The 12,207-nt window shown below is 75.3% G+C and carries 14 protein-coding genes; 6 read left to right on the forward strand and 8 right to left on the reverse strand.

Annotated features, from left to right (window positions below; translation table 11 throughout):
• Positions 1-78 precede the first annotated feature (78 nt).
• The 5 genes from O7542_RS11605 to O7542_RS11625 all read left to right on the forward strand — a co-directional run bounded on the left by O7542_RS11605 (position 79) and on the right by O7542_RS11625 (position 5,112).
• Entirely contained in the window at positions 79-456 is a 378-nt protein-coding gene (locus O7542_RS11605) for a hypothetical protein (protein ID WP_043324447.1), read from the forward strand.
• 174 nt (positions 457-630) lie between these two features.
• On the forward strand, positions 631-891 hold the full coding sequence (locus O7542_RS11610) for a hypothetical protein (protein ID WP_030504016.1): 261 nt from the start codon (positions 631-633) through the stop codon (positions 889-891).
• Positions 892-900: 9 nt separating this feature from the next.
• Positions 901-1,779, forward strand: a complete 879-nt coding sequence (locus tag O7542_RS11615; RefSeq protein WP_069089807.1) for a hypothetical protein — start codon at positions 901-903, stop codon at positions 1,777-1,779.
• Positions 1,772-4,444 (forward strand): FtsK/SpoIIIE domain-containing protein, encoded by a 2,673-nt coding sequence (locus O7542_RS11620; protein WP_069089808.1) that lies wholly within the window; start codon positions 1,772-1,774, stop codon positions 4,442-4,444. The genes O7542_RS11615 and O7542_RS11620 overlap by 8 nt, the downstream gene beginning before the upstream one ends.
• Positions 4,441-5,112: a hypothetical protein gene (locus O7542_RS11625; protein WP_064446119.1), complete on the forward strand. Its 672-nt coding sequence runs from the start codon at positions 4,441-4,443 to the stop codon at positions 5,110-5,112. Before O7542_RS11620 ends, O7542_RS11625 begins: the two co-directional genes overlap by 4 nt.
• Before the next feature lie 83 nt (positions 5,113-5,195).
• Here the strand turns inward: O7542_RS11625 and O7542_RS11630 are convergent, their stop codons facing one another.
• Together O7542_RS11630 and O7542_RS11635 are read right to left on the reverse strand one after the other, a co-directional pair.
• Positions 5,196-6,470, reverse strand: a complete 1,275-nt coding sequence (locus tag O7542_RS11630; RefSeq protein WP_166456067.1) for a cupin domain-containing protein — start codon at positions 6,468-6,470, stop codon at positions 5,196-5,198.
• Positions 6,471-6,473: 3 nt separating this feature from the next.
• Positions 6,474-6,776 (reverse strand): hypothetical protein, encoded by a 303-nt coding sequence (locus O7542_RS11635; RefSeq protein WP_026268594.1) that lies wholly within the window; start codon positions 6,774-6,776, stop codon positions 6,474-6,476.
• Between the two features lie 187 nt (positions 6,777-6,963).
• Here O7542_RS11635 and O7542_RS11640 point away from each other — a divergent pair, with 187 nt between their 5' ends.
• A complete protein-coding gene (locus O7542_RS11640; RefSeq protein ID WP_210885168.1) occupies positions 6,964-7,707 on the forward strand; it encodes a PIG-L deacetylase family protein in 744 nt (247 codons plus the stop codon).
• Between the two features lie 71 nt (positions 7,708-7,778).
• Here the strand turns inward: O7542_RS11640 and O7542_RS11645 are convergent, their stop codons facing one another.
• From O7542_RS11645 to O7542_RS11670, 6 genes are all read right to left on the reverse strand, one after another.
• The gene (locus tag O7542_RS11645) at positions 7,779-8,207 is read right to left on the reverse strand and encodes a DUF2267 domain-containing protein (RefSeq protein WP_064446508.1); all 429 of its coding nucleotides are present in this window, start codon (positions 8,205-8,207) and stop codon (positions 7,779-7,781) included.
• 283 nt (positions 8,208-8,490) lie between these two features.
• On the reverse strand, positions 8,491-9,360 hold the full coding sequence (locus O7542_RS11650; protein WP_210885166.1) for a DUF72 domain-containing protein: 870 nt from the start codon (positions 9,358-9,360) through the stop codon (positions 8,491-8,493).
• A gap of 47 nt (positions 9,361-9,407) precedes the next feature.
• Positions 9,408-9,806, reverse strand: coding sequence for a TraR/DksA C4-type zinc finger protein (locus O7542_RS11655; RefSeq protein ID WP_043324464.1), 399 nt, complete (start codon positions 9,804-9,806; stop codon positions 9,408-9,410).
• Between the two features lie 182 nt (positions 9,807-9,988).
• Entirely contained in the window at positions 9,989-10,618 is a 630-nt protein-coding gene (locus O7542_RS11660; RefSeq protein ID WP_210885164.1) for a uridine kinase, read from the reverse strand.
• Between the two features lie 95 nt (positions 10,619-10,713).
• Entirely contained in the window at positions 10,714-11,319 is a 606-nt protein-coding gene (locus O7542_RS11665) for a winged helix-turn-helix domain-containing protein (protein WP_030504027.1), read from the reverse strand.
• A 291-nt stretch (positions 11,320-11,610) separates the two neighbouring features.
• Positions 11,611-12,180: a winged helix-turn-helix domain-containing protein gene (locus O7542_RS11670; protein ID WP_043324471.1), complete on the reverse strand. Its 570-nt coding sequence runs from the start codon at positions 12,178-12,180 to the stop codon at positions 11,611-11,613.
• Between the last annotated feature and the right edge of the window lie 27 nt (positions 12,181-12,207).

Below are 12,207 nucleotides of genomic sequence, written 5' to 3' on the forward strand. Positions count from 1 at the left end.
CCCGGCACGCGCGGCACGGTCGGCGGTGGCTACCCGGCGGTCGGCGCGACAAACGCGACCGGATGGCAGGCTGAGGGCATGGAGAGCAGACCGCTGCTGGTCGTGGACGGCGCGAACGTGGTGGGCTCGCGCCCGGACGGCTGGTGGCGGGACCGGGCCGGCGCGGCCGCCCGCCTGCGCGACGCGCTGGCGTCCGTCGGGGAGGCGGGCCTGCCGCCGGAGCTACCCCCGCCGGTGCAGGTGGTGCTGGTGGTGGAGGGCGCGGCCCGGCACGTCACCTCGGCGCCCGGCGTCGAGGTGGTGTCCGCGCCCGGCTCCGGCGACGACACGGTGGTGGAGCTGGTGGCCGCCGCGCCGCAGCGGCGGCGGGTGGTGGTCACCGCCGACCGGGAGCTGCGCGAGCGGGTGACCGCGCTCGGCGCGGAGGTACGCGGCCCGCGCTGGCTCGGCCGCTAGATCATCCGGTTCCGTCAACGGGACCGGCGGGCTCGCCGACGGGACCGGCGGCGAGGTCTTCGCGCACGTCAGGGCCACAACCGGACACGCGGGCGACAACCGCCTGAGGGTGGATGCTCGCCCACTCGTTCCGATGGGTTGTAATGGAGATCTCTTTTGCCCCCAGGAGGTTCCGTGGCGAGCGTCGCCGAGCTGAAGGCCGCCATCGATGTCGCGCTCCAGCAGATCGGTGACGGCCAGACAGCGGTGCAGGCAGCGGGCGAGAAGCTGGCCGAGGCACAGCAGACCCTGGCCGGCGCGCTGGAGGGCAGCGGCCACGAGACGGTCGAGGCGGCCCAGGCCTCGCTGACACAGGCCAGCCAGGAGCTGGAGGAGTGTCTCGCCGCGACACTCGTCGCGGTCGAGCAGGCGCAACTCTACGTCGCGACGCTCTGAGGCCGGGCCGTGTCCATCGTCGAGGACATCGGCGCCCAGGTCCGCGCCGCCGCCGAGGACCTGCCCCTCGCCCAGCTCGCCGCCGCGCTGGAGAAGCTCGGCCAGGCGCAGGAGCGGCTGCGCTGGGTACGCCAGGAGTCGGCCGACCCGATGGGGGTGCCGGAGCTGTCCTCGGCCACCGAGCACGCCGAAACCGCCGGCTACGCGCTGCGTGTGGCGCAGGAACAGCTCACCGCGTACCTGGCCGCGATCGGGCTGGCCCCCGACGGCGCGCCGCCGGCCCCGCCGGGCGAGCGGCCACCCAGGCACGACACGCCGCGCGGCGAAGCGCCGCCCGCGCCGGGCGCCGCGCCCGAGCCGGGCGAGCAACCCGCGGTACGGCGCTGGTGGGCGGTACGGGTGGCGGAGCTGACCGGCGGCCGGGAGGGATCGCCCGACGAGCCGGACGAGCGCGTCGGGGACTCCCGGGAGCTGCTGCGCCGGGTGGTCGCCGGGGTCCGCTCCGGTGACCGGGACCGGCTGCACCGCGACCTGCGCGGCGCGCACGCCGACGTGGGGCTGGGGCTGGCCGCGATCGCCCCGCCGCTGCTGCGCGAGCTGGCCGGTGAGCTGCTCGGCCACCCGCCCCGCGCGGACGACCTGCCCCGGCTGCGCGGCGCGCTGGAGTCCCGGGTCCGTGACCTGCTGCCCGGCCTGCCGCGGCCGGTGCTGGACACGCTGCTGACCCGGGTGTGCCGGATGCCCCCGCCGCGCCGCGACGACGACGCGGAGCAGCCGCACGCGGCCGACCCGGCGGTCACCGCCGGTGTGCTAACCGGGGTGCTGCTCGACCGGCTCGGCCGGGACCTGCCGAAGGACACCGACGAACGGGAGACGTCCCGTGGCTGACGTCCGCACGCAACTGGTGACGCGGGTCCGGGGGATGCTCTCCGAGGCGCTGGGCGCCACCCGTACCCGGCTCGCCGCCGCCGAGGCGGAACTGACCGCGAGCCGGGAGCGGCTGGCGCGTACCCGCAAAGCCGCCGCTGCAGTGCCCGCCCGGGTGGGCGCGGCCCGCGACCGGCGCCTGGCCGAGATCGACGCCCGGCACACCGCCCGCCTCGCGGAGCTGGCCCGCCGGGCCGCCGCCGCGGCGCAGCGGGAGGCGCCGGGCGCGGCGTCCGCGCCCTGGGACCGCTGGCAGGCCACCCCCGCCGGCCGGTCCGAGCCGCCCGGTGCGTTGCGGGTCGGCACGGTACGCCTCGACGGCGCCGAACCGGTGCCCGCGCTCGTGCCGCTGCTCGACGCCGGGCACGCGCACCTGGCCGGCGGCGACCGGGACGGCCTGGCGGCGGTGGTGCCGGCGCTGCTGCTGCGCTCGGTCGGCCGCGCCGACCCGGGCGCGGTGCGGCTGTACGGCTACGACCCGGAGCACCTGGGCGGCGGGCTGGCCGGGTTCGCCCCGCTCGGCACCGCCGGGCTGCTCACGTTCGTCGGACCGGGTGGCCTGGGCCGGCTGCTGGACGACCTGGTGGAGCAGATCCGCCGGATCAACGCCACGGTGCTGGCCGGTGAGTACGCCTCGCTGCGCGACCTGGCCGCCGCCACCGGACGCCGCCCGGAGCCGTGGCGGGTAGCGGTGCTGCTCGGCGGTGACGAGCTGTCCCGGCACGAGCGCGGCCAGCTCGACCGGGTGGTACGCACCGGCGCCGCGTGCGGCGTGCACCTGGTGGTCCGCGGCATCGAGCTGCCCGACGACCCGACCGTCACCCGGATCGTGGTCGAGCCGGACGACGCCCGGGTGGCCGGGCTGCCGGTGCGGCTCGACGCGCCGCCGCCACCCGCGCTGGTCACCGAGACCTGCCGCGCGGTTGCCTCCCGGGTCGCCGCCGGCCCTCCCCCGACGCCGTTCACCGACCTGCTCCCGCCGCCGGACGAGTACTGGCGGGAGGACTCGTCGCACGGGCTCAGCGCGCCGGTCGGCGAGGGCCCGCACGGGCGGCAGGTGCTGCTCACGCTCGGCGACTACCCGCCGCACGCGCTGATCGGCGGCCCGTCCGGCACCGGCAAGACCAATCTGATCTTCGCCTGGATCGGCGCGCTCGCGGCCCGCTACTCCCCCGCCGAGCTGGAGTTCTATCTGCTGGACTTCAAGGAGGGCGTGTCCTTCGCCCGGTTCGCGCAGGGCCGGCGCGACCCCAGCTGGCTGCCGCACATGCGGCTGGTCGGCATCAACGTCAACACCGACCGGGAGTTCGGCCTGGCGCTGCTGCGCTTCCTCGCCGAGGAGCTGCGCCGCCGCGCCGACGCGGCGAAGAAGCACGAGGTCACGAAGCTGGCCGAGCTGCGCGCGGTCGACCCGGACGGGCACTGGCCACGCATCGTGGCCGTGGTGGACGAGTTTCAGGCGCTGCTCGCCGGCCGGGACGTGGTCGCCCGGGAGGCCGCCGACCTGCTGGAGGACCTGGCCCGGCGGGGCCGGTCGCAGGGCATCCACCTGGTGCTCGCCTCCCAGGACGTGCGCGGCATCGAGGCGCTGTGGGGGCGGCCTGCGCTGGTCGCCCAGTTCACGCTGCGGATCGCGCTGCCGAAGGCGCTGCGCATCCTGGCCGAGCGCAACGACGCGGCGCAGTCGCTGCCCCGCCACCACGCGGTCATCAACGCCGAGTCGGGCCTGGCCGAGGGGAACGAGGTGGCCCGCATCCCGTCGGCCAGCGACTGGGAGACGTGGAGCGAGCTTCAGCACCGGCTGTGGCGGATGCGCCCGCAGGACGCCGCGCCGGCCCGGCTGTTCGACGGCGACGCGATCCCGAAGCTGGCCGACGCGCCGGACTTCCGCGCGCTGACCGCGCCGGAGCAGGGCGTCCCGCGCAACCCGGTGGCGCTGCTCGGCGAGATCATCGACGTGCAGGCCCGCTCGGCGGCGCTGCGGCTGCCCCGCGCCCCGGGCCGCAACCTGGCGGTGCTGGGCACCCGGGTGGACGAGGCGTGCGCGGTGCTCGACGCCGCCGCCCGCTCGCTGGCCCGGCAGTACCCGCCCGGCGCGGCCCGCTTCTCCATCGCCTGCCTGGACCCGGACGCCGACCCGGCCGCCCGCGCGCTCTACGAGGACCTGGCCGGGGACGCCTCCTGGTACGACGAGGAGACGGTGCCGGAGCTGATGGCCGAGGCAGGTGACGGGCTGGGCGCGCCGGGCGCGTCGCGTACCCCGCACTTCCTGCTGCTGTACGCGGTGGACGCGGCCGCGGCGGCGCTCGCCGGCAAGGCCGGTACGCGCACCGGGCTGGAGCAGCTGCGCCGGATCCTGCACGACGGGCCGGAACGGCGTACGCACGTGCTGGCCTGGTGGCGGGGCGTGGCCCGGATGCGGGCCGACCTGGGCGGCGCGGGCGCGCGCACGGATCAGATCGGCGCCTGGGTGGCGCTCGACGTGCAGGGCGGTGAGCTGGGCTCCTCGCTGTATCCGGGCAGCGGAGGGCCGGACTGGTATCCCCGGCCGTGGCGCGGTCTCTACTTCGACCGGGCGGTGCACCGCACCGGACAGGTGATCATCCCTTATGGTCCGTCCCGATGAACGAACCGGTTACCAGTGAGACGTACAGCGCGCAGATCCGCCGGCTCGCCGAGCTGACCGCCCGGGTGGCCGCCCAGCGGGCCGAGGCGCACACCTGGTACGACCAGCAGGTGGCCGCCGCGGACCGGGCGGTCGCCGAGGCCACCGAGCAGATGCGGCAGGCCGAGACGGAGGTGGCCGAGGCGTCCCGGATGGTGGAGCGGGTCGACGGCGAGGTCACTCACCTGTGGACGCAGTTGCGGGCCCGGCTCGGTGTGGGCGCCCGGCGGCTGGGTGACCCGCCCGGCCCGGTACGCGGGGCCGCCGGTGACCCGGTGCCGCTGCTGCGCGCGGTCCGGGACCTGCTGGAGCGCACCGGCGCCCCGGGCGAGCTGCCCGGCTCGGTGAATCCGCTGCTGATCGCCTGCGGCATCGGCGGGGCGCTGGTGGCGTACGCGCTGGGGGTGGCGGCGCGAGCGCTGGCGGCCGGCGCCAGCGGTGACCTGGCGGTGGGTCTGCCGGTGCTGGCGCTGGTGGTGACGCTGCTCGGCCCGGTGATCGGGCTGGCGCCCGCACGGCTGCTGGCCGACCGCCGCCACGCCGTGCTGACCCCACGCCCGATGATCCTGGTGGCCGTCTCCGGCCTGGCGACGACCCTGCTCCTGCTGACGGTGACCTACACCCGCTGACCGCCGCCCCTCACCCGCCGCCGATCATGAGGTTGGCGGCGCGACACGCCGTCGCGCCGCCGGTCAACCTCATGATCATCGGGTCAGGCGGGAACCAGGACTGCCTCCTTTAGCAGCCGGCGGGCCAGCACCAGGCGGTCGGCGTCGTCGTCGAGGCCGGGCAGGTCGCCGACCCTCGTCACCTCGCCGGTGAGCAGCGCGCGCAGCGCCGCCTCGCAGGTGCCGGGCAGGGTGAGCGTGCGGTCGGGCACGCGCAGCGTGACCCGTCCGTCGGCGGCCGGGGTGAGCTGCCAGCGTAGGCCGCCGCGCACCGCGACCTCGCTGTCCGCGTTCAGCCGGGCCAGCGCCTCGGCTTGGGCCAGCGGCCGGATCGGCGCCGGGCGGGCGGCCGGCCAGACCCGGGCACGCAGCCGGCCGGCGACCGCCGCCGGGTCGGCCCGCAGCAGCCAGTCGCGCAGCGCCTCGACGGTCTCGGTCAGCTCCGGCTCGATCGCGTCCGGGTCGGCCAGGTCCAGCCCGAACGGCAGGCTCGCGCGCAGCCGCGCGTCCTCTGCGGCCAGCGCGAGCAGTTCCTCGACCACCGCGTACCGGGTCAGCGCCCGGATGCCCACGGTCAGGTGCAGCGAGCTGGACTCCTGCGCCTGGGCGCTGTGCAGCCAGCCGCGCGGCAGGTAGAGCGCGTCGCCCGGAGAGAGCACCACGTCCAGCTCGGGGCGTCCTTCGGCGGTCGCGGAGACCTCGTCGGCCCGGCCGCCCCAGGGCTGGCGCTCCAGCGGGTCGGCCAGCACCGGCGGGTGGATGCGCCAGTGCTTGCGTCCGTCGACCTGGAGCACGAACACGTCGTGGGTGTCGTAGTGGGTGGCGAAGCCCTGGCTGCCGGCCGGGGTCAGGTAGGCGTTCACCTGTAACGGCTGGGCCAGCGCGATGCCCAGGTCGCGGGCGAAGTCGACGATCGCCGGCCAGGTGCGGTGCAGGCCCTGCAACACCAGCGTCGCGCCGTCGGCGTAGAGCGCCAGCACCTTCTCGTCGAGGACCTGGTCGCCGATCTCGGCGCCCGCGCCACCGCCGCCGGTGTACCGCGCCGCCGGCACGAGCCGGCCGTCCTTGGCGACCCGCAGGAACGGAGTACGCAGGCCGCGGCGGCTGAGCAGTTCGTCGGCGTCGGCGGGGCTGAGCAGGTCGGTGAAGCCGTCCGGGCTGGGCAGCTCCGCGGCGCGGGACAGCAGCGGGCTTCGCCCCCAGTGGTCGGCGGCGAACTTGGCCGGCTCCACCGCGACGCACCGGGCAAGCGCCTCGGCGGCGGAAAGCGGAACCGCCGGGCGGCCGTGGCCACCCGGCGGGTCGACGTGCGTGCTCATGTGTCAGGCGCTGCCGTCGGCGCCGCCGTCGTGCTGACCCGGAGTCGCGCCACCGTCGGCCGGGCCCTCCGCGCTGCCGTCCGCGCCACCGTCGTGCTGACCCGGAGTCGCGCCACCGTCGGCGGGACCCTCGGCGCCGCCGTCCGCGCCACCGTCGTGCTGACCCGGAGTCGCGCCGCCGTCGGCCGGGCCCTCCGCGCCGCCGTCCGCGCCACCGTCGTGCTGCCCCGGGGTGGCACCGCCGTCAGCGGGGCCCTCCAGGCCGCTGCCGCCGCTGCTCTGGATGTCGTCGTCGTTCAATGCCATGGGTGCTCCCTCGGTGTGCCGCCCCGCGTGGTGCCGGGGTCCGTGTGCAGCGGGTGGTACCCCACGCCCGATCTTCTCTAACCACACCGTAGACGCCCGGACACCGTCGTACGGACGGTTCGCGGGGCAAGCGTCCGGGACCGGCGGATGCCAGGATGACGGGAGGACGACGTGCGAGGAGGTCCACGTGACGCAGCCGGAGCCGCTCACCCCACTTGCCGAGGACTGGCAGCGGGCGCTCGCAGTGGTGGCGCACCCCGACGACCTGGAGTTCGGCGCCGCCGCCGCGGTGGCGCGCTGGACCGCCCAGGGCAAGGAGGTCGTCTACTGCCTGCTGACCAGCGGCGAGGCGGGCATCGACGGGATGACGCCGGAGCGCGCCCGGGTGGTACGCGAGGAGGAGCAGCGCGCCTCCGCCGCCGTGGTCGGGGTGTCAGTGGTCGAGTTCCTCGGCCTGCCCGACGGGCTGCTGGAGTACGGCGTGCCGCTGCGCCGGGCCATCGCCGCCGTGGTGCGCCGGCACCGGCCGGACGTGGTGCTGACGAACAACTTCCGGGAGACCTGGGACGGGGCGTACGCGCTGAACCAGGCCGACCACATCGCCTGCGGCCGGGCCACGCTGGACGCGGTCCGCGACGCCGGCAACCGGTGGATCTTCCCGGAGCAGCTCACCGACGGCATCCAGCCGTGGTCGCGGGTCCGCGAGGTGTGGGCGGCCGGGTCGCCGGCCGCCCGGCACGGGGTGGACGTGACCGACACGTTCGACAAGGGCGTGGCGTCGCTGCGGGCGCACGGGGCGTACCTGACCGGACTCGGCGACGGCGGTTTCGACGCCGAGGAGTTCCTGGAGGGCATGGCCCGGCCGGCCGGACGCCGGCTCGGCGCGCGGTTCGGCGCCACGTTCGAGGTGTTCCAGATCAACCTTCAGTAGGGCGCGGCGACGGTCGGGACGCCGTCGGCCCGCCCCGCCGAGGGGGCGGGACGGGCCGGGCCGGCGCCGGGTCAGGGAATGAGCTGACGCAGATCCTTCGGCATGGTGGACTTCACGTCCTGCCACTCGCCCTGGGTGACGTGCCGGCGCAACGTGTCCAGCACGACCTGCACCACCCGCTGCGCGCCGCCCTCGACGTCGTACGGGAAACCCTGGCGCACCTCGTACAGGAAGTCGTCCCGGTTCAGCTTGATCGGCACGTTCTCCGGCTGCCAGCCGTCGAAGTAGACGCCCCGCACCAGCACCGGCAACTGCTGGGCGAACTCGACGCTCTCCTGCACCGGCATCCGGTCCCGCAGCAGATGCAGCACCGTACGCAACGCGGCGTAGGACTGGTTGCGCTGCTCCTTGGGCCAGCCGTACGCGGACTCGATCTCCTTGAGGATCACGTTCGTCTTGTCCAGCGAGGACTCGAACGCGGACAACATCTGTTCGGCCATCGGGATCACCCCCGTGCGTCGGTCTCCCAGCGTCGGTCTTCGGCGCGGCGCGGCGGTCCGCTGGGCCCCCGCCACAGCCGGGTCGGACGGAACCGGCCGGCCCGTTCGGCCCGCCGAGGCGCCTCGGAGCTGCCGACCACGTGCAGTACGCCACCGCGGCGCCGATCCGCCACCACCCGTACCGTCATGACCCACCTCCTCGTCGCGGCGCCCGAGCCGGCGCCCACGGTCCATGCTGCGGCGGGGGCGGGTGAGCGGGCCTCACCCGTACCGGGTGAGCCGATCAGGCGTCCAGCAGGCCGGCGAGTGTGGTGGCGTTGCGCTGCGCGTAGTCGCGGTAGCAGTTGTTCATCAGGACGTGTGTCTGTTCGGCCTCGCCGGCCAGCTCGCGCAGTTTCGGCGCCCAGTCGCGCAGCTCCCGCTTCGAGTAGTCGTAGCCGAACTTCTCGTGGATGTCCTTGCTGGTCCACTTGTCGCTGTGCCCGTGGAAGCGGACCATCGCGAGGTCCGCGGTGGCGGCCAGCACCGGCGGGACGGACGACTTGTGTCCCTGCGGCATGTCCACGCAGACGAACGGCAGCGCGTGCTCACGCAGGAACCCGAGCGTCTCCTCGGCGTTGTCGCCGTCGAACCAGGAGGCGTGCCGGAACTCGAAGACCGGGCGCAACGGCGCGCACCGGCGGGCCACCTCCAGCAGGTACTGCTTGTTGTCCCGCTTGATGGTGAACCAGGGCGGGAACTGGAACAGCAGCGCGCCCAGCTTGCCCGCCTCGACGAGCGGGTCCAGGGCGGACAGGAACCGCGTCCACACCTCCTCGTACGCCTGCGCAGGCAGGTCGTCCGGGTAGACGTTGCGCTTGTCCGTGTCCGGGCGCAGGTCCTTGTAGAGCGCGGAGACGCGGGTGGGGTGGCCGGTCAGCAGGCTGAACGCCTTGACGTTGAACGTGAACCCGGCCGGGGTGCGTTCGGCCCACAGCCGGGCGGTGCGCTCGGCCGGCGGCGAGTAGTAGGTGGCGTCCACCTCGACCAGCGGGAACTGCCGGGCGTAGTAGGAAAGCCGGCGCTCCGGCGTGTCGGCGCTGTCCGGATACCAGCCGGAGTCGAGCAGGGTCCGGTCGGTCCACGAGGCGGTGCCCACCTTGATCTCACCCATGGCAGGAGTTCATCGCGTCGGCGGACCGACCGGCAACCGCATCGGCGTCAGGCCGCCCGCCGCTCCCGGGTCTGCTTGCAGGCCACGCAGGAGGTGGCGGACGGGAAGATCTCCAGCCGCTCCACCGGGATCGGGGCGGTGCAGCCCTCGCAGAAGCCGTAGGTGCCCTCGTCCAGGCGGGTCAGCGCGTGCTCGAACTGCGCCCGCCGGTCCAGGATGGTGCGCAGCAGCGACTGCGCGGTGTCCCGCTCGGCGGTCTTGGTGCCGCTGTCGGCCTGGTCGTCGCCGGCGGTGTCGCCGACCTCGACCAGCCGCAGCACGTGGCTCTGCGCCAGCGTCTGCTCGTACTCGGCGGTCAGCTCGTCGTACCGCGACCGCAGGGACTGCCGGATCTGGTCGACCTCCGCCTGGGAGCGGCCGGTGGCTGTCGTGTCGTGGACGAGCATCGCTGCCTGCCTTCCTACGTCCTCATACCGGACCGGGGCGGCCAGCGCCCCGGACCCCGGTCCGACTGTGGATGCCCGGGCGACGAGATCACCCGTGCTCTGTGAGCCGGGCGATTACCCCCGCCCACGGCGGGCCAAACCGGCTGTTTCCTGAGTGTTTCCGGTGAGTCCGTAGCCGCTGGTCAGGCTGCCTCGACCAGCGCGGGGCGGCGCGGGTCGTCGGCCCGGACCACCACGTCGGCGAAGGACGCGGGGTCGACCTCGTCGGCGTAGCGGGCGAAGGCGGGCAGCGTCCAGCGCAGCGCCGGGTCGGTACGCCGGTCCAGCGCCGCCGGGGACAGCACGAGGTGGACCGTGACGTCGAACGGCAACGCGCCGCCGAGCAGCAGCGCGCCGCTGACCACTACCACCCCGCCGGGCGGCAGATCCACGTACGCGGCCCGGCTGGCCCGATCGGCGGCGGCGTCCCAGAGCGACGGCAGCAGCCGGCCCGAGCCGTCGGGGCCGGCCGGGTCGAGCACCTCGCGGCGCAGTCCGGGTTCGTCGAGCCAGCCCTCGTAGTACGCGTCGGGGTTGGTGCGGCCGTGCTCCAGGCGGACCGAGGCGGGGCGGAGGAAGTCGTCGGCGCGTACGTGCAGCACCGGCCGGCCGGCGGCGCGCAGCGGGTCGACGAGGGCTTCGGCGAGCGTGTCCGGTGCGGCGGCGGGCGGGCCGTCCACGGCGACCCGCAGCCGGCCGGGCGTCCCGGTGCGGGCGAGACGCCCGGCCAGCTCGGTGACGAGCCGGTCGGGGCTGATCGGGCGCACACGCATCGGACCATCGTGCCGCGCGGGCGGGCGGGTCACCACCTGATACCTCCGGGCGGTCGGGGCTCCGTCCGGCGGCGATCGGCGCGTGGGTGTCCCGGTCAGCCGGTGCGGTCGATGGTGACGCGGGCGTCGTCGGCGAGCCGGTAGCCGACGCCGTAGACGGTGGTGACCAGCGGGACGTCCACGCCGACCTTGCCGCGCAGCCGGCGGACGTGCACGTCGACGGTGCGGACGCCGGCGTGCTCGTACCCCCAGACCGCGTTGAGCAGTTGCAGGCGGGTGAACACCCGGCGGGGGTGGGCGACCAGGTGCAGCAGCAGGTCGAACTCCAGCCGGGTCAGCGGCAGCGGCTCGCCGTCGCGCAGCACCGACCGGGACGAGGCCAGGATGTGCAGGGTCGGGATGGTCGGGGCGAGCGGCCGGGACGGCGCGCGGCCGGCCGGGACGGCGTCGGGCCGGCGCTCGGCCGGAACCGCGGCGCTGACCACCGCGTCGCCGCGTTCGAGCATCTCGCGGGCGGCGTCGAGCAGCCGGCGCGCGGCCGGGGTGAGCGACTCCTCACAGGCCAGTGGGATGTTCAGGGTGACGGTGAGCATGGGCGCGGCGGTGTTGGCGGGACGACGCTGGCCGCCGGGGGGACGACCGGGGACCGCGGGTTGGGACGTATGCCATCCGGCGCGCGACGAGGCGGGGCTGACCGACATGGTCCTCCTTGGGCTGGTCCGGGTATCTCCCCACGGCCCGGGACGCCGCCTCATCGATGCTTCCCGGCGTCTCTGCGAGGGTCAAGAGGCGGCTGCGTTGCATGAATGTGACATTTGACGAACACATCGGAGCCGTGCGCTCGCTCTGCGTGCGAGGCCCGTTGATTACAGCAGAGCGTCGTTTCGGGCTGGTACGGGGGGTCTCCCCGGCGGTTCACAATGGCGGATGCGTCCTGAACGTGAACGCGGCGCACCCGGTTCTCCGGGTGCGCCGCGTGCGGGAAGTGCGGGTCAGGCGTCGCGGTCGACGGTGATCGCGGCGTCGTCGGCGAGGCGGTAGCCGACGCCGTAGACGGTGGTGACCAGCGGCGTGTCCGGCCCGAACTTGGCCCGCAGCCGGCGGACGTGGACGTCGACGGTGCGGGCCACCGCGTGCTCGTAGCCCCAGACGTTGGCGAGCAGTTGCAGCCGGGTGAACACCCGGCGCGGGTGCTCGGCGAGGAAGAGCAGCAGGTCGTACTCGATGCGGGTGAGCGTGATCTCGGTGTCGCCGAGCCGGACCCGGCGGGTGCCGGTGAGGATGCGCACGCCGCCGCCGGCCGGTGGCGGTGGCGCGGCGGCGGCGCGGCGCAGGTCGAGCACGGTACGGGCGGCCCGGTGCTCGTCCGGGCTCACCAGCGCCTCGCCGGAGGCGGCGAGCTCGTCCAGCAGCTCGGCCAGGCGGGCCAGGCCCGGCGTCAGTGGGCCGGCGCCCAGGTCGAGGGTGATGGTCACGGTCGGCGCGGTACGCGGCCGGGGCGGCACTGCCCGGTCGGGGCGGCCCGATCGGGCCGGACGGGTGGTGAGGGCGACGACGGACATGGGAGCCTCCTGTGCGGGCGGTCGCCC

Source organism: Micromonospora sp. WMMC264, from assembly GCF_027497275.1.
Taxonomy (GTDB): domain Bacteria; phylum Actinomycetota; class Actinomycetes; order Mycobacteriales; family Micromonosporaceae; genus Micromonospora; species Micromonospora chalcea.